Origin of the sequence: Mesorhizobium sp. BR1-1-3, assembly GCF_020165455.1 — a bacterium.
In the GTDB taxonomy this organism is placed as follows: Bacteria; Pseudomonadota; Alphaproteobacteria; order Rhizobiales; family Rhizobiaceae; genus Mesorhizobium; species Mesorhizobium ciceri.
Genome location: NZ_JAIUIC010000001.1, coordinates 521,040 through 539,860, shown reverse-complemented (window position 1 = coordinate 539,860; position 18,821 = coordinate 521,040). Strand labels below are relative to the sequence as shown.

The following is an 18,821-nucleotide window of genomic DNA, read 5'->3' as shown; positions in this document are numbered from 1 at the left end:
ATCAACACCGATGTTTACCGGAATTGTCACCGATGTCGGCACTGTCGCGTCCGTCAAGCCGCTCAGGGAAGGGGTGGGGCTGCGCATCGACACAGCCTATGACCCGCAGACCATCGCCATCGGCGCCTCGATCTCCTGCGGCGGCGTCTGCCTGACAGTCACGGCCTTGCCCGACAGCGTTTCGAATGCGCGCTGGTTCGAGGTTGAAGCATGGGAGGAAGCCTTGCGGCTGACCACGGCCTCGGGCTGGAAATCCGGCACCAAAGTCAATCTGGAGCGGGCGCTGAAGATCGGCGACGAACTCGGCGGCCACATCGTTTCGGGCCATGTCGACGGCATGGCCGAGATCATCGAGCGCAAGGATGAGGGCGATGCCGTGCGCTTCACGCTGGAGGCGCCGCGCGACCTGGCGAAGTTCATTGCGCCCAAGGGATCGGTCGCGCTCGACGGCACCTCGCTCACCGTCAACAAGGTCGAAGGCGCGCGCTTCGACGTGCTTTTGATCCACCACTCGCTGACCGTGACCACCTGGGGCGAGCGCAAGGTCGGCGACCGCGTCAATCTCGAGATCGACACCATGGCGCGTTATGCGGCGCGGCTGGTCGAGGCGACGAAAGAGGGGCTTTAAGTGCTGCTGGCCTCGACTTAATCAGTTTTAATCGCTATGATTAGATCTGATTGTGAGGCTCTGATGGATACAAAAGTAATCACCGCTCACGTTCCGCTGCCGCTGGCTGAAAAGGTAGATCAACTGGCTGCCCGCCTTGAGCGCCCACGCGGCTGGATCGTCAAACAAGCTCTTTCCGCGTGGGTGGATTTGGAGGAGGAGCGCCGACGGCTCACGCTTGAAGCAATGGCCGATGTCGACGCAGGACGGGTCATCGATCACCAGGCCGTGCAGGCGTGGGCTGAGAGTCTTGGTACCGACAAGCCACTGCCGGTGCCTCGTTGATGGAGTTGAAATGGACCAACAAGGCTTTGTCCGACTTGGTCCGGCTACATGATTTTCTCGTGCTAGCAAATGGCCCGGCGGCCGCACGTGCCGTGCAGTCGCTTACTGCCGCGCCGGCACGGTTAGTCGAATATCCGCGCATCGGTGAGAGACTGGAAGAGTTCGAACCACGAGAAGTGCGTCGCATTTTGGTAGGCAGCTACGAAATTCGTTACGAGATACAGAACACGACAATTTCTGTGTTGCGCCTGTGGCATACGCGAGAGGATCGATAGGACAGGAGTCCATCCAGCAATCTTCCGCTTGCGATGAACCCGGCTTCGGCCTAAGTCACCGGCAACTCCCCGGAGACTTTTATGGCTGGTACATCCCAACACGGCAAAGCCTTCATTCGTCCGAAGGCGAAGGCGCATCTGCTCATTGTCGAAGCGCGCTTTCATGACGACCTTGCCGATGCGCTGCTCGACGGCGCGACAAGCGCGCTCGATGAAGCGGGCGCGACTTACGACGTCGTCACCGTTCCAGGTTCACTCGAGATCCCCGCGGTGATCACCTTTGCACTGGACGGCGCGACGGAAGGCGGCACACATTATGATGGCTTTGTCGCGCTGGGCACCGTCGTCCGCGGCGACACCTATCATTTCGACATTGTCGCCAATGAATCCAGCCGCGCGCTCATGGATTTGAGCGTGCAGGACTCGGTCTGCATCGGCAACGGCATCCTCACCACCGAGAATGACGCCCAGGCCTGGACTCGCGCCAAGCGCTCGGAAGGCGACAAGGGCGGCTTTGCCGCGCGTGCGGCGCTGACCATGATTGCCCTCAAGGAACAATTGGGAGCGCGATCGTGAGCGAACCCGCTTCGCCCGGGCAGCCCGCGATGCGCCACGCCAACAAGCGCGGCGCTGCCCGTTTGGCCGCCGTGCAGGCGCTCTATCAGATGGATGTCGCCGGCAGCGGTGTCTTCGAGATCACCGCCGAGTACGAGGCGTTTCGCCTTGGCAAGGAAGTCGACGGCGCGCTCTATCGCGAGGCCGATGCGCAATGGTTTCGCGCTATCCTGGCGGGTGTCGTCGAGAACCAGAAGACCATCGATCCGATCATCCGCCAGGCGCTGACCGAGGACTGGCCGCTGTCGCGGCTCGATTCGACGCTGCGCGCCATCCTGCGCGCCGGCGTCTACGAACTGATGAAGCGCGAGGATGTCCCGGTCGCCGTCATAGTCTCCGAATATGTCGACATCGCCAAGGCCTTCTACGAGGAAGACGAGCCGAAGCTGGTCAATGCCGTGCTCGACCGTGTGTCACGCCGGGTGCGTGGCGAGGGGCGCGGCAAGGACGCATCATGACGGCAATCGCCGTCGAGGCAGGCAGCGAGGCGCGCCGCACGGCGCTGATCCTGGCCGCATCGCAGGCGATCATCGGCTCGGCGGCCCCCATCGCCATCTCCGTGGGCGCGCTGGCCGGGCAATATCTGCTTGGCCCCGACAAATCATTGGCGACAGCGCCGATCACCGGCTTCAACATCGGCGTGGCGCTCGGCGCGCTGCCCGCAGCGGCCATCATCCGCAGAATGGGCCAGCGCGGCGGCTTCATGACCGGAACGATCGTCACGGCGCTTGGCGGCCTCGTCGCCACGCTTGCGCTTTTTCAAGGGAGCTTCTGGCTGTTTGCCTTTGGCTTGCTCACGATCGGTGTCGGCGGCGCCTTCGTCCAGCAGTTCCGCTTCGCCGCCGCTGACAACGCACCGCCGGAATTCAAGGCGCGCGCCATCTCCTTCGTGCTGGCCGGCGGCATCGTCACCGCTATCCTCGGGCCGCAGATTGTCATCTTCACCCGCGAATCGCTGGCGCCGGTCATGTTTGCCGGTTCGTTCGTGTCCATCCTGCCGCTGGCCGCCGTCGGCGCCATCATCCTGTCCTTCCTGCGGCTGCCGGCGAAAGCATCCGGCAAGGTGGAGATCGCCGACAGCGACGCCAGACCACTGGCTGAAATCGTCACGCAGCCGCGTTTCGTCGCCGCGCTTTTCTGTGCGGTCGGCAGCTACGCGCTGATGAGCTTCGTCATGACGGGCGCACCGCTGGCCATGGTCGGCTGCGGACTGTCGGAGACCGACGCGACGCTCGGCATCTCCTGGCACGTCATGGCGATGTTTGCGCCAAGCTTCTTCACCGGCTCGCTGATCCATCGCTTCGGCGCCGAACGCATTGTGACCACCGGCCTGATCCTGCTCATCGGCTGCGCCATTGTCGCTCTGTCGGGCCTGGCGCTGTGGCAGTTCTGGACGTCGCTGATCTTGCTGGGCCTTGGTTGGAACTTCGGCTTCATTGGCGCGACCGCAATGGTGGCCTCCACCTACCGGCCGTCGGAAAAGGGCAAGGTGCAAGGCTTCCACGACTTCGTCCTGTTCGGCTCCGTCGCCTGCGCCTCACTGATGTCGGGCATGGTCTACAACGCCTGGGGCTGGGAGATGCTGAACTGGATAGTCTTTCCGGTCACCGTCCTGTGCTTCGTGGCGCTGGGCGCGCTGAAGGTGACGAGCGCGCGCCCGGCTTGACGCCAAACCTATGCGTCCGGCGGCAACACCTGAAGCACCCTCGCTATGAACATATGGAACTCAGCCATGTAGTTGCGCAGGAAGTCCTCGGTGGATTCGACCGTCACTTCGCCGTCGTCCGTTATCAGTCCCGGTGTGAACTGGATATAGGCTTCCGGCGCATTCATCTGGGGTGAGTTGCAGAAGCTCAGAACGCTGCGCAGGCTTTGTTGGGCGACAGCGGTTGCGATGGCGCCCGGCGATGTTCCGATGACGGCGGACGGTTTGCGCGCGAATGAATTCTTTCCATAGGGGCGGCTCGCCCAGTCGATCGCGTTCTTTAATCCGCCAGGGATCGAGCGGTTGTACTCCGGGGTAACGAACAGGACGGCCTGAACGGACGCGATCGCCTTTTTGAAATCCCGGGCGACCGGCGGGAAATCCGCATCATAATCGTAGCTGTAAAGAGGCAGATCCCTGAAGGCGATTTCCGTCATTTCAAGTTCCGGAGGAGCCAGTTGAACGAGCGCCTTCGCGAGCTTGCGGTTGATGGATTCCCGGGCAAGACTTCCGATGAGGTAGCCGACTTTGTGTATGGCCATGACACGCTCTCCGTGTTTGCCACCCGCACCCTATGGCATTATCCGCCAGATGGCAGCAGATCGCCAGCGTCGCCTCAAAATCGGCCTTCCGAACAAAAATATTGCGCTGATCCCCCTTGTTATGAAACCGTGTGCCCCGACTGGCCGTTGAAGCCATGCTCATATGCGGTCATCGCGTTTCGGTTCATAGCTAGGGGTTTTCACAATGTTTTCAGTCAAGTTTCTGGCCGGCGCGGCATTGGCGCTCGGCATCACGGTGGCTTCCGCCAATGCCCAGGTGGTTGTCTCTTCGAAGATCGACACCGAGGGCGGCGTGCTCGGCAACATCATCCAGCTCGTCCTCAACGCCAACAACATCAAGACATCGGACCGCATCCAGCTCGGCGGCACGCCGGTGGTGCGCAAGGCGATCACCGCCGGCGAGATCGACATCTATCCCGAATACACCGGCAACGCCGCCTTCTTCTTCGAGAAGGCCGACGACCCGGTCTGGAAGGATGCCGCCAAGGCCTATGAAACGGCCAAGAAGCTCGACTACGACGCCAACAAGATCGTCTGGCTGTCGCCGTCGCCCGCAAACAACACCTGGGCGATCGCGCTGCGCAAGGAAGTCGCCGAGACCAACAAGCTCGCCACGCTCACCGACTTCGGCAAATATGTCGCGGGCGGCGGTCAGGTGGTGCTGGCGGCTTCCGCCGAGTTCGTCAATTCGGCGGCTGCACTGCCGGCCTTCCAGACCACCTATGGCTTCACGCTGAAGCCGGACCAACTGATCACTCTCTCAGGCGGCGACACCGCGGCAACCATCGCCGCGGCCGCCAACCAGACCAACGGCGCCAATGCGGCCATGGTCTACGGCACCGATGGCGGCATCGCACCGTCCGGGCTCGTCGTGCTCGACGACGACAAGGGCGTGCAGCCGGTCTACCAGCCGGCGCCGATCATCCGCGAAGCGGTGCTGAAGCAACATCCCGAGATCGAGACGCTGCTGAAGCCGGTCTTCGCCAAGCTCGACCTCGTCACGCTGCAGGAGCTGAATGGTCGCGTGCAGGTCGGCGGCGAGCCGGTCAAGGGCGTCGCCGAGGACTTTTTGAAGAAGAACGGCTTCCTGAAGTAGGACGATTCCGGCGCGCCGCTTTCGTGGCGCGCCGGATCGACTGACGGGGGAGGGCGTGAACATCCGCTTCGACAAGCTCGGCGTGGTCATCGCCGCTATATCAGCCTACGCGGCTTTTGCCGCGCCCTTTGCCACGTTCCGTGCCAACCGCATCGTCCCCGGCCAGGCGCGCTCAATTCTTGAGGCGCTGCCGGCAACCACCGGGACGCTGCTGCTCGTCATGATCGTCGCCGCAGCACTCATCGCGCTGTTCAAGACACCGCTTGCGCTGCGCCTTGCCGCCAGCGTGGTGGCGCTTGCCGCGCTCGCGCTGCTGATCGGCGTCGCCGGAACATTTCTCACGCCGGAGGGCAACACCTTTGCGAGAGTTTCGCCAGCCTCCGGTTTCTGGATTCTGATCTTTGCCTTCACGCTTTTGCTCGCCGATGTGCTGACACGGCTGAACCTGTCGCCATTGGCACGAGTTGGCGTGCTTGCGGTCTCGGCTTTGGCGATCGGGCTGCTGTTGATTTCGGGAAGCTGGGACAATCTGTCGATCCTGAAGGAATATTTCAACCGCGCCGACAGTTTCTGGGCGGAGGGCTCCAAGCATGTGACGCTGGCGCTAGGGTCGCTGCTTGCGGCAGTGGTCGTCGGCCTGCCGGTCGGTATTCTCTGCCATCGCGTCGAGAATCTGCGCGCCGGCGTTCTCAACGTGCTCAACATCATCCAGACCATTCCCTCGATCGCGCTGTTCGGCCTGCTGATCGCGCCGCTCGGCTGGGTGGCCACGCATGTGCCGGGGGCTGCCGCGCTCGGGATTCGCGGCATCGGCACAGCCCCCGCCTTCGTCGCGCTGTTCCTTTATTCCCTGCTGCCGGTGGTGGCCAACACCGTGGTCGGTCTCGCTGGCGTGCCGCGCGCCGCCAACGACGCGGCACGCGGCATGGGCATGACCGAACGCCAGCGCCTGTTCGGCGTCGAGTTTCCACTGGCCTTTCCAGTGATCCTGACCGGCATCCGCATCGTCTTGGTGCAGAACATCGGCCTCGCCACCATTGCCGCGCTGATCGGCGGCGGCGGTTTCGGCGTATTCGTCTTCCAGGGTGTGGGCCAGACGGCGATGGACCTTGTGCTGCTCGGCGCGGTGCCAACGGTCGCGCTCGCCTTTGCCGCCGCCATCATCCTCGATGCGGTGATCGAAATGACCGCCACCAGGCGCAGGGTTGAAACGGCATGATCGAGATCGAAGGCATTACCAAGCGCTATGACGCGACGACCGTGGTCGATGACGTGTCGATGGTCATCGAGCCGCGCACCATAGCCGTCATTGTCGGCACGTCCGGTTCCGGCAAGACGACGTTGCTGCGCATGATCAACCGGCTGGTCGAACCGACCTCGGGCATCATCAAGCTCGACGGCGCCGACAATCGTTCGCTGCCCGGTTATGAGCTGCGCCGCAGCATCGGCTACGCCATCCAGGGTCACGGCCTGTTCCCGCATCGTACGGTGGCGCAGAACATTGCCACCGTGCCGGTGCTGCTCGGTTGGGACAAGGACCGCATCAAGGCCCGGGTCGACGAACTGATGACGCTCTATCAGCTTGACCCCGAAGCCTTCGGGCCGCGCTACCCGCACGAACTGTCCGGCGGCCAGCAACAGCGCGTCGGCGTTGCCCGCGCGCTCGCCGCCGAGCCCAACGTGCTGTTGATGGACGAACCGTTCGGCGCCCTCGACCCGATCATCCGCAACAAGGCGCAGGAAGATCTGCTGGCGATCCAGAAGCGCTTCGGCACCACCATCATTTTGGTCACCCACGACATGGAAGAGGCCGTGCATATGGGCGACAAGATCGCGGTCATGGATGCCGGCAAGCTGGTGCAATACGCCAAGCCCGCCGAGATCCTGGCAAAGCCGGCAAGCGCCTTCGTCGAGACCCTGGTCGGCGCCAGCGAAAGGCCGTTCCGGTTGCTGTCGCTCGGTCGGGTCCGCGATGCCGTGGAGAAGGGCTCCGCCGAAGGCGAGGCGATCCCCGGCGACGCCAGCCAGCGTGACGCGCTGGCCGAATTGTTGTGGACGGGCCGGCCGGCGCTGCCGGTCAAAGGCGCCGATGGCAAGCCGCTTGGCCGCGTCACCGTCGACGGGCTGGTGAAGCGCGCGGCGAGGCCGGCATGAAGGCCTGGCTTCCATCGTTGCTCAGACTTGCCCTGGTGATGCTGCTCGTTGCCTTCGTCACCAATCCCGGCTGGTTCGTGCCGCTGCTGAAGCCGCTGACCGAAAACAATGCGCCGGTGATCTACAACCAGGGCAGCCTGCTGACGCTGACATTGCTGCATTTGCGCACGGTTCTGATCGCCACCGTGGCAGCAACCATCGTTGCGGTGGCGCTTGCCATCCTGGTCACCAGGCCGGCCGGCGCCGAATTCCTGCCGCTATCGCGCAGCCTGGTCAACATCGGCCAGACCTTTCCGCCCGTGGCGGTGCTGGCACTCGCCGTGCCGGCCGTCGGCTTCGGCGAGAAGCCGACACTGATCGCGCTGTTTCTCTACGGCCTGCTGCCGATCTTCGAGAACGCGCTGACCGGCCTGACGACGCTACCTGCCAATGTCGTCGAGGCGGCGCGCGGCGCCGGCATGACCGGTTGGCAAAGGCTCACCAAGGTCGAACTGCCGCTCAGCGCCCCGATCATTCTCGGCGGCATCAGGCTGTCGGTGGTGATCAGCCTTGCCACGGCGACCATCGGTTCGACCGTGGCAGCCAAAACGCTGGGCGAAGTGATCATCGCCGGGTTGTTGTCCAACAATCTCGCCTTCATCCTGCAGGGCGGCCTGATCGTGGCAGCCCTTGCCGTGCTGATCTATGACGGCCTGTCGGCCATAGAGCGCTACACGGCGCGCCGGATGGGCCGGGAGGCAGAGTAGCCGCGTCCTGCGTCAGGGCTAATTTCAATCGATCTAATCCCCGGGTGCTGACGGCAGCCGCCGCCTGGTCCCAACCATTTGGGCGAAAGCCGGGCAAAAACCGAACAATATCTTGACGTTCGCAGCCCTGTTTCGCATACACCGCTGCGAAGAGGCGGATTTCGTGCTCGGAATCCGGTCTTTGTCTCAACGGCCCAGGGAGGGGTTCTTTTGGGCCATCAATCGAGGAAAATCCGGCAATGACAATTATTTCCGCCGTCATCGCCTGCGGCCTGCTTTCAATCCTTTACGCCATCTGGGCGACACGTTCGGTCCTTGCGGCCGATCAGGGCAATGCACGCATGCAGGAAATCTCCGCGGCTATCCGCGAGGGCGCACAAGCCTATCTGGCGCGTCAGTACACCACCATCGCCATCGTTGGCGTCGTCGTCCTCGTGCTCGCCTGGTGGTTGCTGTCCATCACCGCCGCGATCGGCTTCCTGATCGGAGCGGTGCTTTCAGGCGCCGCCGGCTTCATCGGCATGCATGTCTCCGTTCGCGCCAATGTTCGCACGGCGCAGGCCGCATCGAACAGCCTCGCTGCCGGCCTCGACATCGCGTTCAAATCGGGCGCCATCACCGGCATGCTGGTTGCTGGCCTCGCCTTGCTCGGCGTGTCGATCTACTACCTCATCCTGACCCACTTCATGGGCCTCCAGCCCAATGACCGCATCGTCATCGACTCGCTGGTCTCGCTCGGCTTCGGCGCATCGCTGATCTCGATCTTCGCTCGTCTCGGCGGCGGCATCTTCACCAAAGGCGCCGACGTCGGTGGCGATCTCGTCGGCAAGGTCGAAGCCGGTATTCCCGAAGACGATCCGCGCAACCCGGCCACGATCGCCGACAATGTCGGCGACAATGTCGGCGACTGCGCCGGCATGGCCGCTGACCTGTTCGAAACCTATGCGGTGACTGTCGTCGCCACCATGGTTCTGGCTGCCATCTTCTTTGGCGGCACCGCCGTGTTGGGTGCGGCCATGCTTTATCCGCTCGCCATCTGCGGCGCCTGCATCCTGACCTCGATCGTCGGCACCTTCTTCGTCAAGCTCGGTTCCAACGGCTCGATCATGGGCGCACTCTACAAGGGCCTGATCGTCACTGGCCTGCTGTCCATCGTCGGCCTCGGCGTCGCCACCCAGGTGACGCTCGGCTGGGGTGAGGTCGGCACGGTCGCCGGCATGGTCATCACCGGCAAGAACCTGTTCATCTGCGGCCTGATCGGCCTCGTGGTGACCGGTCTCATCGTGGTCATCACCGAATACTACACCGGCACCAACAAGCGCCCGGTCAATTCCATCGCCCAGGCGTCGGTCACCGGTCACGGCACCAACGTCATCCAGGGCCTCGCGGTCTCGCTGGAATCGACGGCGCTGCCGGCGATCGTCATCGTCGGCGGCATCATCTCGACCTATCAGCTTGCCGGCCTCTTCGGTACGGCGATCGCGGTCACGACGATGCTCGGCCTTGCCGGCATGATCGTTGCGCTCGATGCCTTCGGCCCGGTCACCGACAATGCCGGCGGCATCGCCGAAATGGCCGGCCTGCCCAAGGAAGTGCGCCACTCCACCGACGCGCTCGACGCGGTCGGCAACACCACCAAGGCGGTGACCAAGGGCTACGCCATCGGCTCCGCTGGTCTCGGCGCATTGGTGCTGTTTGCCGCGTACTCGAACGACCTGAAGTTCTTCGCCGCCAATGGCGACAAATATCCCTACTTCCAGGGCATGGGCGAGATCTCCTTCGATCTCTCCAACCCATACGTCGTCGCCGGCCTGATCTTCGGCGGGCTGATCCCGTATCTGTTCGGCGGCATCGCCATGACGGCCGTCGGCCGTGCGGCGGGCGCCATCGTCGAGGAGGTGCGCAAGCAGTTCCGCGAGGATCCGGGCATCATGGCCGGCACCTCGAAGCCGAACTACGCCCGCGCGGTCGACCTTCTGACCAAGGCGGCAATCAGGGAAATGATCATCCCGTCGCTGCTGCCGGTGCTGGCGCCGCTCGTCGTCTATTTCGGCGTGCTGCTCATCTCGGGCTCGAAGGCGTCCGCCTTTGCAGCGCTGGGTGCCTCGCTGCTCGGCGTCATCGTCAACGGCCTGTTCGTCGCCATCTCGATGACCTCTGGCGGCGGCGCCTGGGACAACGCCAAGAAGTCCTTCGAAGACGGCTTTGTCGACAAGGACGGCGTCAAGCATCTCAAGGGTTCCGAGGCGCACAAGGCTTCGGTGACCGGTGACACGGTCGGCGATCCCTACAAGGACACCGCTGGCCCCGCCGTCAACCCGGCGATCAAGATCACCAACATCGTCGCGCTCCTGCTGCTGGCCGTGCTCGCGCACGGCTGATCTAGGCTTCAGCCCGAAACAACCCGCGGGAGCGATCCCGCGGGTTTTTTGTTGAGCAATGCCATGTCGACGCGTCAACAAGCCGATCTCTTGCATGCGGTAAATGCGCCGGTATCTCATCTACCGACTTGGGTTTCGACGGCTTAAGCATCGCCGGCAAACATACGGGGATCTTGCCCTGATCGAGGCCACAACAAAAACCCGCAGGATCGCTCCCGCGGGTTTTTGGTCGCCTGAGATGATGAGGCTCCCGGAATGGAAGCCGAAAGGAATTAGGCGCCGCCACCCGGAATGCTGGGTGCCAGCTTGCTGGCACCGTTGATGATCTGGCTGAGGAAGTTCTGGTCCTTGCCGCCGGTCGGTGTGGTGCGTGAGATGAAGTCGAACATCTTGCCGTCCTTCATCCCGTAATTGGCGATCTGGGTGACGCGGCCATCGGCGCCGAAATAGACCGCCAACACATGCTGATCAATGAGCCGTGGCTTGTCGAAGGCGACGTAGCGCTTGCGCGTCTGCGAAATGTAATAGAAGGCCTCGTTGTCGAACGTCGCGGTCGTCGACGGCGTGCCGAGCGCCAGAAGCACCTGCTCGCGGCTCGAACCGACCGGCACCAGGTCGATTGCCTGCTGGTCTATGACGTAACCTTGCGTCAGCGTCTCACTCGGGCTGAGGTCGCCGATCATCTTGGAGGTGTGGCAGGCCGATAGTGCCGAAACGATCATCAGCAGCGAGATCGCGCCGGCGGGCCTGGACGAGAAGGTCGACTTGAAATTCAGCGCGCGCAACAACAACTCCATTAGCTGGCCGCAACTTGCGCTGGGCCGCGAAACCGGTAAACCAGCTTGCTTGCCGATGCAACAAGCCCACTTCAACAAACGGTCCCCAGGAGACCATCCCCAATGTTCCAGCGCTTTTTTGGCCGCGAACGCTACGCCAACCGCGCTATCACCGAGGCGCTTTACGCACAAATCGTGGCGGCGGCGCGGCAGACGGTGTTTTATTCCCACTGGAATGTGCCAGACACGCCGCTTGGCCGTTTCGAGATGCTGTCGCTGCACATGTTCCTGTTCCAGCACAGGTTGCGCGGTGAGAGCGGTGCGGCGCAAGAGGTCGCCCAGGTGCTGATCGACGAGTTCTTCCTCGACGTCGACCATTCGTTGCGGGAATTGGGCATTGGCGACGTTGGCGTGCCCAAACGCATGAAAAAGCTGGCAAAGATGTTTTATGGCCGAACCGCTGCCTATGACGATGCCCTGGAAAGAAACGACCATGAAGCGCTGACCGCGGCTCTTGCCCGCAATGTCCGGCCCGACGCGGGCGCCTGGCTGGAGGCATCGCTGCTGGCCAACTATGTTACCGACGCGCGCAATCATCTGGCCGCGCAGACATCCGAATCGATTGTCTCCGGCATGCTGACCTTTCCCGCCGCCAAGGAGGTTGAACAATGAAGCATGTGGACCCGCAAAGCCCGGTCTCCTTCCGTGCAAACATCACGCGCCTGCCGCAAAAGGGCCTGCCGCTGGTTATCGAAGCCGATGCCGCACAGCGTGCGGCACTGGCCGAGGAGCACGGGTTGATTTCGGTCGAATCCTATCGCGCCGAGCTTCTGGTCGCGTCGTGGAAGCGCAATGGCGTGAAGATAAGCGGTCGTGTCGAAGCCGACATCACCCAGGCCTGCATCGTCACGCTCGAGCCTGTCGAAGCGCATATCGACGAACCGGTCGAAGCGCTGCTGCTGCCCGAGGATTCCAAGCTTGGACGGCAGGGTTTCGATGGTGGCGGCGAGATCCTGCTCGACGCGGAAGGCCCTGACAGTCCAGAGACATTTTCCGGTGACACGATCGATGTCGGGGCACTCGCCGAACAGTATTTCGGGCTCGCCATCGACCCCTATCCGCGTAAGCAGGGCGCGTCGCTCAACGCCGGCAGCGAGACCGAACCGGCGGAGAATGAATTTCAGCAAAAACTGCGATCCTTGCTGGGAAAATCCTGAAAAGCTCGCCCGCGACGGAAAAGTCGGTTGTGTGGCAGCCCAAAACCGTTATTTTCGCCGAACCTTCGCGGTCGCTAAACGACCTGCCGCCTAACCGTGAGACAAATACCGCGTGATCAGGATTTCCATCGATGCCATGGGCGGCGATCACGGACCAGCCGTGGTCATTCCAGCGCTCATGACGGTCGCGACCCGTCGTCCCGACATCCGCTTCGTCATCTTCGGGCGTGAGGAGGTCGTGCGCCCGGAGCTCGCCAAATTTCCCAAGCTTGCCGAGATCAGCGAATTCTTCCATTGCGAAATTGCGGTCAGGATGGACGACAAGCCGAGCCAGGCGCTGCGCCACGGTCGCTGGAAGTCATCGATGTGGAAGGCCGTCGAAGCGGTCAAGGCCGGCACGGCCGACGCCTGCATTTCCGCGGGAAACACCGGTGCGCTGATGGCGATGTCGAAGTTCTGCCTGCGCACCATGGCCACCATCGATCGCCCGGCGATCGCAGCCCTTTGGCCGACATTGCGCGGCGAAAGCGTGGTGCTGGATGTCGGCGCGACCATTGGGGCCGATGCGCAACAGCTCATCGATTTTGCCATTCTCGGCACCGGCATGGCGCGCTCGGTCTTCGGCATAGCCCGGCCCAGCGTCGGCCTGCTCAATGTCGGCGTCGAGGAGATCAAAGGCCAGGAAGAGGTCAAGGAGGCGGGGCGCATGCTGCGCGAAGCCAACATGGCCTCGATGAACTATCACGGTTTCGTCGAGGGCGACGATATCGGCAAGGGCACGGTCGACGTTGTGGTGACCGAGGGCTTCGCCGGCAACATCGCTCTGAAGACCGCGGAAGGCACGGCGCGCCAGATAGCGGGTTATCTGCGCGCCGCGATGAGCCGCACCCTGATGGCCAGGATCGGCTACGTCTTCGCTAAGGGCGCCTTCAACCGCTTGCGCGAAAAGATGGATGTCGGCCGCTCCAATGGCGGCGTTTTCCTGGGGCTGAGCGGGATCGTCGTCAAAAGCCATGGCGGTGCTGATTCTGACGGGTTCGCCGCCGCGATCGAACTCGGCTATGACATGGTCCGCAACAACCTCCTCGACCGTATCGAGGCCGATCTGGACCTGTTTCATGCGCGCAACCCGCGCGCCCTGTCATCTAGGAAATCCGACGTCGTCACCGACGCAAAGGAATAGGAAAGAACTTTGATCAGATCAGTCGTGCGCGGCATGGGCGCCGCGCTGCCCCGCCGAATCATGAAGAATGCCGATTTCGAAGGCATGGTCGAGACCTCCGACGAGTGGATCGCCCAGCGCACCGGCATTCGCCAGCGCCACATCGCGGGCGATGACGAGACGACCGCTTCGCTGGGGGAAGCGGCGGCACGTGCCGCACTTGCCAATGCGGGCCTCACGGCCGCCGACATCGATCTGATCGTGCTGGCGACCTCGACGCCCAACAACACGTTTCCGGCCACCGCCGTCGAGATCCAGAACCGGCTCGGTATGCATCACGGCTTTGCCTTCGACATGCAGGCGGTCTGTTCGGGTTTCGTCTATGCCGTGACCACCGCCGATCTCTACATCCGCGGCGGCCTGGCCAAGCGTGTCCTGGTGATCGGTTCGGAAACATTCTCGCGCATTCTCGACTGGAGCGACCGGTCGACCTGTGTGCTGTTCGGCGACGGCGCCGGTGCCATGATCCTGGAAGCGGGCGAGGGCGGGGGCACGATCGCCGACCATGGCGTTCTGGCGGCCAGCCTGCGCTCCGACGGCACGCACAAGGACAAGCTTTTTGTCGATGGCGGGCCGTCGACGACGGGTACGGTCGGCCACCTCCGGATGGAGGGCCGCGAAGTCTTCAAGCATGCGGTCGGCATGATCACCGACGTCATCGAGGCGACGTTCGCGCAAGCCGGAATCACTGCCGATGATCTCGATTGGTTCGTGCCCCACCAGGCCAATAAACGAATTATTGACGCTTCCGCCAAGAAGCTCGGGATAGCTGAGCAAAAGGTGGTGGTTACGGTCGATTTGCACGGTAACACCTCGGCTGCTTCCGTGCCGTTGGCGCTGTCGGTGGCCGTTGCCGACGGCCGCATCAAGAAGGGCGATCTCGTCCTCCTGGAAGCGATGGGTGGCGGCTTCACCTGGGGCGCTGTCCTGGTTCGCTGGTAAGTGCCGAACGGTCCAGTTTCGGTCCTTGACCTTGACGGATCAATTACTTAGGCTCTGCCGTTGTTGTGCCGAATTTTATGTTTTGAGCTGATGGGACGGTCGCATGGGGGGAAAGACACTTACGCGCGCCGACCTTGCCGAGGCAGTTTACCGGAAGGTCGGCCTGTCGCGCACTGAATCGGCCGAACTCGTCGAAGCGGTGCTGGATGAAATCTGCGAAGCCATCGTGCGCGGCGAAACGGTGAAGCTGTCGTCCTTCGCGACATTCCACGTCCGCTCCAAGAACGAGCGTATCGGCCGCAATCCCAAGACCGGCGAGGAAGTGCCGATCCTGCCGCGTCGGGTGATGACCTTCAAGTCGTCCAACGTGCTGAAGAGCCGTATCTTGCGCTCCCATCAGAGCGGCAAGGCCAAAAGCGGCAAGTAATCCTACTGCGCGGTTGAAAACCGCCACCGCCATGACGCCGGGCTTGAATATTGCTTCATAAACCGCTGAAATGAGCCCCGATTCGGCAGCTAGGCCGGATCATCGTCCAGCGTGAGGATTCGCCCATGGACAAGAGCCCCGACGCCTTTCGTACCATCAGCGAGGTCGCCGAAGATCTCGATTTGCCGCAGCATGTGCTGCGCTTCTGGGAAACGCGTTTCAACCAGATCAAGCCGATGAAGCGCGGCGGCGGCCGTCGTTACTACCGGCCGCAGGATGTCGAGCTGATCAAGGGCATCCGCCACATGCTCTACGACCAGGGCTACACCATCAAGGGCGTGCAGAAGCTGTTGCGCGAGAACGGCAACCATTTCCTGGTTGCCATCGGCAATGGCGACATGGCCGCCGTCGAGGCGATCTCGCAGCGAAGGCAGGCTGACCAGGTGCCGCTGACGCCGGCGGCCCAGCCGCGCAGCATGGACGACGAACTGGTCGGCCAGCCGCGCGTCAAACCCAGCCGTCGCTTTTTCGGCCTGGGCAAGAGCGACGAGGACGGTCCGGTGCAGCCGGATGCATCGAAACTCTCGCGCGACAACAGGGCCTTGCTGCAGGAGGCGCTGTTCGACCTCCTGGAATGCAAGCGCCTGCTTGATCAGGTGCGCTGACCGCAGCCCGACGCGATAGTTCGAAACCGGAACCCGTCTTCCGGTGAGGCGTTACGTTTCCTTCTGCAAGTGAAGGAAACACATCATGGCATCATTTTCGACCCTCTCGGACATCGATCTCGACAGGCAGGTCGCGGCTCTCACCAAAGAACTGGCCAGCTTGAAGAGGGCTGTGGCAAGGCGAGGCGGCGCCTACTACGAGGACGGTCGCGATGCAGCCTTCGACACCTATTCCGATCTTGCGGGGCGTCTGCGCGATGCCATGCCGGCACTGCGCAAACAGGGCAGGGTGATCGAGAGGTCGGCCCGCGACCATCCGGCGGCAGCCGCCGCTGTCGGCCTTGTGGTGCTCGGTCTTGTCGCCAGTCTGCTGTTCAGCCGGCGCTGAGGCGGTGCTTCTGATGGTTGAGGTAGCTGGCGCCGTCATTCGACGAACTTGGTGCGCCCAAATCGTGTCGAGCTGACGCGCCGCAATGCCAAGGGACGACCGGCCTTGGACAGGAAGCCAAGGCCGGTCTTCTTGGTGGCAGTCTGCGGTGCTTAGGCCTTGTTTCCGATCACATGGTGGTGGTGGCGGTGATGATGGTGATGGCGGACATGGTGGCGATGATGATGGTGGTGACGATGATGCTTTGCCATCGGGGCCGCATCCGCACTCGTCGCACCAATGACGGGCACCGTGAAAGCCAATGCAACTGCAAGCCCGAGGGCCGAGAGGAGGGACTTCTTCATGGATCGTTTCCTTTTGTTTCGCGGGCGCATATGGATCGGGGCGATAGCCCGGCCGCCGCGAATGGAATTACGCGCCTGAATTTTTTCGTCAGTATTTCCCGATTGTAGAATTTTGTTTCTGGACTGTTTCTGCCCAATCCAGCCTCCCGCCACCATGCACGGCAAGATCCAGAGGCGGCCATTGGCCGCCTGTCCAACTACATCGGCGGCACGACGCCGTTGACAAAGACCGTCGCACCCGGCTTGAGGTCGCTCGGCGTCGCCGGCGCGAAGGTGACGACAGGGGTGGTGTCGGGAATCGAAATCTTCTTGGTCTGGCCATTGTCATAGGTCAGCGTGACGGATCGCCCGCTTATATCGGTAACGTCGGCGACGGTGCCGTTGGTCATCCGGCTGTTTGGCTGCAGGTCCCAGGGGCGGTCACCCTCGCCGGTGCGTTTCAGCGCGGCCGGGAAGACCACCACCTCCAGGGCGCCGCTGCCGCCATCCGCTTTCGAAACGGAGGCAATGCCGAGGAAATCGCCCTGCTTGATGTCCTTTGCCGAGGCGTTGGCGACGCCCGAGATCTTCCAGCCGGCCTTGAGCTTGATCGCGTCGGTATCGCCCTGGCGGGTTTTCACGGTGAGCAGCGTGGGCTTAAAACTGACCACCGTGCCGCGCACACGAAGCGCGCCTGCGGCTTGGGCGGCGCCCGCGCCGGCGACGGAAAGGCTGGAAATCGTGCCGAGCACGACCATGACTGTCTTCAAGTTCATTGCAAATAATCCTTCCGGGAACGAACTGGCTGGAACCGGATGGTTTCACGCCAGCGACCCGGAGATAACGAAAGGCCGCGGCGAGACTGCCGGCAAAAGGCCAATCAGGCCTTCAAAACAACTTGATCGCGACGTGTGCGCCAGAGGGCGCGCCAGGCACCCGGTTCACGATCCCGTGACGGCCATTTTGGCCCTTGGCAAATCACCAGTGAGAGGGCATCTTCCCGACCGTCTCAGGCAACACTCCTCATTTGATCAAACTCTTTCAGTCATGGAGTTGCCAATGCCCCATAATGCGAAAAGCGAACCCCACTCCGAACCGGCAACCAACGGGAGCGGGCCAGATTACAACACCCTCAGAGCGATGCGGGAGACCCGCGGTTACAGCGTGGAAGAGCTTTCCCTGACATGCGGCCTGGCGGTGGACGAGATTGAGGATATCGAAAGCGGCAGAGTGACCGATCCGTCGAAGCTGCGTCGTATTGTGTCCGCGCTTCACCTTCCCCAGGAAGCTCTGATCACCCCGGCTGCGCCGCCGGCGGCGCAAGGTCGATCGCTGGCGTAGACCCGCACCAGGCATTCCAGAGAACCCGCCAAGGCCCTCTTGGCGGGTTTCTTTGTACCTGCCGCAGCGTCTGCTTCAGCCTGGCGCTTGCCGATTTGTATGCCGCGCGTGCTTATATGCGCGGCGGCCCCGGCTGCTGGACAGCAATCCGCCGTCCTTCAAGTTTTTGAACCATGGGTTTTTCGATATGAGCCTGGACTCCGTTCGTGCGTTCTTCGCCGCCCACGCGCCTGACATCGACGTCATCGTCACGGAGGCGAGCTCGGCGACGGTGACCCTGGCGGCCGAGGCGCATGGCGTGCTGCCGGCGCAGATCGCCAAGACGATCTGCCTGCGCGTCGGCGACCGCACCATGCTGGTGGTGACCAGCGGCATCGCCAGGCTGGACAACCGCAAGTTCAAGGACCAGTTCGGCGGCAAGCCACGCATGCTCGACGCGGCGGAAGTTGTCGAAGCGACGAGCCACCCGGTCGGCGGCGTCTGCCCGTTCGGCCTGCCGGCGCCGCTGCCGGTCTATTGCGACGTATCGCTGCGCGAATTTGAGGAAGTGGTGCCCGCGGCAGGCGCCACCAATGCCGCGGTGCGGATCAGCCCGCAGAGGATGGTTGAGCTAATCGGCGCTGAGTGGGTGGATGTGTGCCAGGGGTAGGGGGCCCAACCGAAGTTCGAGCAAGGCGATTGAGAATACATTCCGGGATTTTGTCCCGATCCGAGATTTGGCCAGACTGACCGGGCATCTGGAAAGGCGGACTTTTGGGGGCAAGTCCTGCTTCTAAAATGGTCGGAGTGGCCGGATTCGAACCGACGACCCCTTGACCCCCAGTCAAGTGCGCTACCGGGCTGCGCTACACTCCGGACCGCGGAAAGCCCTATATTCTCAAGGGTTCAGAAGCAAGAGGCGAATTCGCTGAAATTGGTGAAATGGGAACAGACGGTGTCCCGGTGTGCCTTTGGTGACCGAAAGTCACACCGAGAAATCATACCGCAAGTGCTGCTTAGGTTCCGGTCACCGAGGGCGGACACACTACGTGCT

23 protein-coding genes and 1 tRNA gene are annotated in these 18,821 nt (G+C 62.7%); 20 read left to right on the top strand and 4 right to left on the bottom strand.

Annotated features, from left to right (window positions below; genetic code table 11):
* The first annotated feature begins 10 nt into the window (after positions 1 to 10).
* The 6 genes from LB559_RS02725 to LB559_RS02700 all read left to right on the top strand — a co-directional run bounded on the left by LB559_RS02725 (position 11) and on the right by LB559_RS02700 (position 3,508).
* On the top strand, positions 11 to 628 hold the full coding sequence (locus LB559_RS02725) for a riboflavin synthase (protein ID WP_013532248.1): 618 nt from the start codon (positions 11 to 13) through the stop codon (positions 626 to 628).
* A gap of 63 nt (positions 629 to 691) precedes the next feature.
* Entirely contained in the window at positions 692 to 952 is a 261-nt protein-coding gene (locus tag LB559_RS02720) for a CopG family ribbon-helix-helix protein (RefSeq protein WP_013532247.1), read from the top strand.
* Positions 952 to 1,227 carry a type II toxin-antitoxin system RelE/ParE family toxin gene (locus LB559_RS02715; protein WP_013532246.1) on the top strand — a complete coding sequence of 92 codons (276 nt, stop codon included), beginning with the start codon at positions 952 to 954 and terminating at the stop codon, positions 1,225 to 1,227. Before LB559_RS02720 ends, LB559_RS02715 begins: the two co-directional genes overlap by 1 nt.
* Positions 1,228 to 1,308: 81 nt before the next feature.
* Complete coding sequence (ribH, locus tag LB559_RS02710) at positions 1,309 to 1,803, top strand: 6,7-dimethyl-8-ribityllumazine synthase (protein ID WP_013532245.1); 495 nt, start codon at positions 1,309 to 1,311, stop codon at positions 1,801 to 1,803.
* Positions 1,800 to 2,300 (top strand): transcription antitermination factor NusB, encoded by a 501-nt coding sequence (nusB, locus tag LB559_RS02705; protein WP_013532244.1) that lies wholly within the window; start codon positions 1,800 to 1,802, stop codon positions 2,298 to 2,300. The genes ribH and nusB overlap by 4 nt, the downstream gene beginning before the upstream one ends.
* On the top strand, positions 2,297 to 3,508 hold the full coding sequence (locus LB559_RS02700) for an MFS transporter (protein ID WP_024504678.1): 1,212 nt from the start codon (positions 2,297 to 2,299) through the stop codon (positions 3,506 to 3,508). Before nusB ends, LB559_RS02700 begins: the two co-directional genes overlap by 4 nt.
* A gap of 8 nt (positions 3,509 to 3,516) precedes the next feature.
* Here LB559_RS02700 and LB559_RS02695 read toward each other — a convergent pair whose 3' ends face one another.
* Positions 3,517 to 4,089: an NADPH-dependent FMN reductase gene (locus LB559_RS02695; protein ID WP_013532242.1), complete on the bottom strand. Its 573-nt coding sequence runs from the start codon at positions 4,087 to 4,089 to the stop codon at positions 3,517 to 3,519.
* A gap of 205 nt (positions 4,090 to 4,294) precedes the next feature.
* Here LB559_RS02695 and LB559_RS02690 point away from each other — a divergent pair, with 205 nt between their 5' ends.
* From LB559_RS02690 to LB559_RS02670, 5 genes are all read left to right on the top strand, one after another.
* Complete coding sequence (locus LB559_RS02690) at positions 4,295 to 5,206, top strand: ABC transporter substrate-binding protein (protein WP_013532241.1); 912 nt, start codon at positions 4,295 to 4,297, stop codon at positions 5,204 to 5,206.
* Between the two features lie 55 nt (positions 5,207 to 5,261).
* On the top strand, positions 5,262 to 6,425 hold the full coding sequence (locus tag LB559_RS02685) for an ABC transporter permease (protein ID WP_224672981.1): 1,164 nt from the start codon (positions 5,262 to 5,264) through the stop codon (positions 6,423 to 6,425).
* Positions 6,422 to 7,360 carry an ABC transporter ATP-binding protein gene (locus tag LB559_RS02680; RefSeq protein WP_013532239.1) on the top strand — a complete coding sequence of 313 codons (939 nt, stop codon included), beginning with the start codon at positions 6,422 to 6,424 and terminating at the stop codon, positions 7,358 to 7,360. The genes LB559_RS02685 and LB559_RS02680 overlap by 4 nt, the downstream gene beginning before the upstream one ends.
* On the top strand, positions 7,357 to 8,106 hold the full coding sequence (locus LB559_RS02675) for an ABC transporter permease (protein WP_013532238.1): 750 nt from the start codon (positions 7,357 to 7,359) through the stop codon (positions 8,104 to 8,106). The genes LB559_RS02680 and LB559_RS02675 overlap by 4 nt, the downstream gene beginning before the upstream one ends.
* A 239-nt stretch (positions 8,107 to 8,345) precedes the next feature.
* Entirely contained in the window at positions 8,346 to 10,487 is a 2,142-nt protein-coding gene (locus LB559_RS02670; RefSeq protein ID WP_013532237.1) for a sodium-translocating pyrophosphatase, read from the top strand.
* A 272-nt stretch (positions 10,488 to 10,759) separates the two neighbouring features.
* Here the strand turns inward: LB559_RS02670 and LB559_RS02665 are convergent, their stop codons facing one another.
* Positions 10,760 to 11,272 carry an outer membrane protein assembly factor BamE gene (locus tag LB559_RS02665; RefSeq protein ID WP_013532236.1) on the bottom strand — a complete coding sequence of 171 codons (513 nt, stop codon included), beginning with the start codon at positions 11,270 to 11,272 and terminating at the stop codon, positions 10,760 to 10,762.
* Between the two features lie 114 nt (positions 11,273 to 11,386).
* Here LB559_RS02665 and LB559_RS02660 point away from each other — a divergent pair, with 114 nt between their 5' ends.
* The 7 genes from LB559_RS02660 (at position 11,387) to LB559_RS02630 (ending at position 16,124) form a co-directional block, all read left to right on the top strand.
* A complete protein-coding gene (locus LB559_RS02660; RefSeq protein ID WP_224672980.1) occupies positions 11,387 to 11,935 on the top strand; it encodes a ubiquinol-cytochrome C chaperone family protein in 549 nt (182 codons plus the stop codon).
* Positions 11,932 to 12,480 (top strand): YceD family protein, encoded by a 549-nt coding sequence (locus LB559_RS02655; RefSeq protein ID WP_027162417.1) that lies wholly within the window; start codon positions 11,932 to 11,934, stop codon positions 12,478 to 12,480. The genes LB559_RS02660 and LB559_RS02655 overlap by 4 nt, the downstream gene beginning before the upstream one ends.
* A 112-nt stretch (positions 12,481 to 12,592) precedes the next feature.
* Positions 12,593 to 13,663 carry a phosphate acyltransferase PlsX gene (plsX, locus tag LB559_RS02650; protein ID WP_024504675.1) on the top strand — a complete coding sequence of 357 codons (1,071 nt, stop codon included), beginning with the start codon at positions 12,593 to 12,595 and terminating at the stop codon, positions 13,661 to 13,663.
* Between the two features lie 9 nt (positions 13,664 to 13,672).
* Positions 13,673 to 14,644: a beta-ketoacyl-ACP synthase III gene (locus LB559_RS02645; RefSeq protein WP_224672979.1), complete on the top strand. Its 972-nt coding sequence runs from the start codon at positions 13,673 to 13,675 to the stop codon at positions 14,642 to 14,644.
* 103 nt (positions 14,645 to 14,747) lie between these two features.
* Entirely contained in the window at positions 14,748 to 15,071 is a 324-nt protein-coding gene (locus LB559_RS02640; RefSeq protein WP_013532231.1) for an integration host factor subunit alpha, read from the top strand.
* Positions 15,072 to 15,196: 125 nt separating this feature from the next.
* Positions 15,197 to 15,736 carry a MerR family transcriptional regulator gene (locus LB559_RS02635; protein ID WP_063167770.1) on the top strand — a complete coding sequence of 180 codons (540 nt, stop codon included), beginning with the start codon at positions 15,197 to 15,199 and terminating at the stop codon, positions 15,734 to 15,736.
* An 85-nt stretch (positions 15,737 to 15,821) separates the two neighbouring features.
* A complete protein-coding gene (locus LB559_RS02630; protein ID WP_013532229.1) occupies positions 15,822 to 16,124 on the top strand; it encodes a hypothetical protein in 303 nt (100 codons plus the stop codon).
* A gap of 541 nt (positions 16,125 to 16,665) precedes the next feature.
* On the opposite strand, the gene LB559_RS02625 is transcribed toward LB559_RS02630, so the two are convergent.
* Positions 16,666 to 17,223 (bottom strand): hypothetical protein, encoded by a 558-nt coding sequence (locus tag LB559_RS02625; RefSeq protein ID WP_224672978.1) that lies wholly within the window; start codon positions 17,221 to 17,223, stop codon positions 16,666 to 16,668.
* Between LB559_RS02625 and LB559_RS02620 the strand changes: the two genes are divergently transcribed.
* Complete coding sequence (locus LB559_RS02620) at positions 17,204 to 17,788, top strand: helix-turn-helix domain-containing protein (protein ID WP_224672977.1); 585 nt, start codon at positions 17,204 to 17,206, stop codon at positions 17,786 to 17,788. The genes LB559_RS02625 and LB559_RS02620 overlap by 20 nt on opposite strands.
* 187 nt (positions 17,789 to 17,975) lie before the next feature.
* Positions 17,976 to 18,437 (top strand): YbaK/EbsC family protein, encoded by a 462-nt coding sequence (locus tag LB559_RS02615; RefSeq protein WP_224672976.1) that lies wholly within the window; start codon positions 17,976 to 17,978, stop codon positions 18,435 to 18,437.
* A gap of 129 nt (positions 18,438 to 18,566) precedes the next feature.
* On the opposite strand, the gene LB559_RS02610 is transcribed toward LB559_RS02615, so the two are convergent.
* Positions 18,567 to 18,643: transfer RNA gene (locus LB559_RS02610), tRNA-Pro, on the bottom strand.
* Between the last annotated feature and the right edge of the window lie 178 nt (positions 18,644 to 18,821).

Excerpts from the sequence above, each read along its gene's own strand:
- LB559_RS02725 (WP_013532248.1), top strand. The coding sequence starts at position 11 with ATGTTTACCGGAATTGTCACCGATGTCGGCACTGTCGCGTCCGTCAAG.
- LB559_RS02720 (WP_013532247.1), top strand. The coding sequence starts at position 692 with ATGGATACAAAAGTAATCACCGCTCACGTTCCGCTGCCGCTGGCTGAA.
- LB559_RS02715 (WP_013532246.1), top strand. The coding sequence starts at position 952 with ATGGAGTTGAAATGGACCAACAAGGCTTTGTCCGACTTGGTCCGGCTA.
- ribH (WP_013532245.1), top strand. The coding sequence starts at position 1,309 with ATGGCTGGTACATCCCAACACGGCAAAGCCTTCATTCGTCCGAAGGCG.
- LB559_RS02700 (WP_024504678.1), top strand. The coding sequence starts at position 2,297 with ATGACGGCAATCGCCGTCGAGGCAGGCAGCGAGGCGCGCCGCACGGCG.
- LB559_RS02695 (WP_013532242.1), bottom strand. The coding sequence starts at position 4,089 with ATGGCCATACACAAAGTCGGCTACCTCATCGGAAGTCTTGCCCGGGAA.
- LB559_RS02690 (WP_013532241.1), top strand. The coding sequence starts at position 4,295 with ATGTTTTCAGTCAAGTTTCTGGCCGGCGCGGCATTGGCGCTCGGCATC.
- LB559_RS02680 (WP_013532239.1), top strand. The coding sequence starts at position 6,422 with ATGATCGAGATCGAAGGCATTACCAAGCGCTATGACGCGACGACCGTG.
- LB559_RS02675 (WP_013532238.1), top strand. The coding sequence starts at position 7,357 with ATGAAGGCCTGGCTTCCATCGTTGCTCAGACTTGCCCTGGTGATGCTG.
- LB559_RS02670 (WP_013532237.1), top strand. The coding sequence starts at position 8,346 with ATGACAATTATTTCCGCCGTCATCGCCTGCGGCCTGCTTTCAATCCTT.
- LB559_RS02660 (WP_224672980.1), top strand. The coding sequence starts at position 11,387 with ATGTTCCAGCGCTTTTTTGGCCGCGAACGCTACGCCAACCGCGCTATC.
- LB559_RS02655 (WP_027162417.1), top strand. The coding sequence starts at position 11,932 with ATGAAGCATGTGGACCCGCAAAGCCCGGTCTCCTTCCGTGCAAACATC.
- LB559_RS02640 (WP_013532231.1), top strand. The coding sequence starts at position 14,748 with ATGGGGGGAAAGACACTTACGCGCGCCGACCTTGCCGAGGCAGTTTAC.
- LB559_RS02635 (WP_063167770.1), top strand. The coding sequence starts at position 15,197 with ATGGACAAGAGCCCCGACGCCTTTCGTACCATCAGCGAGGTCGCCGAA.
- LB559_RS02630 (WP_013532229.1), top strand. The coding sequence starts at position 15,822 with ATGGCATCATTTTCGACCCTCTCGGACATCGATCTCGACAGGCAGGTC.
- LB559_RS02620 (WP_224672977.1), top strand. The coding sequence starts at position 17,204 with ATGACTGTCTTCAAGTTCATTGCAAATAATCCTTCCGGGAACGAACTG.
- LB559_RS02625 (WP_224672978.1), bottom strand. The coding sequence starts at position 17,223 with ATGAACTTGAAGACAGTCATGGTCGTGCTCGGCACGATTTCCAGCCTT.
- LB559_RS02615 (WP_224672976.1), top strand. The coding sequence starts at position 17,976 with ATGAGCCTGGACTCCGTTCGTGCGTTCTTCGCCGCCCACGCGCCTGAC.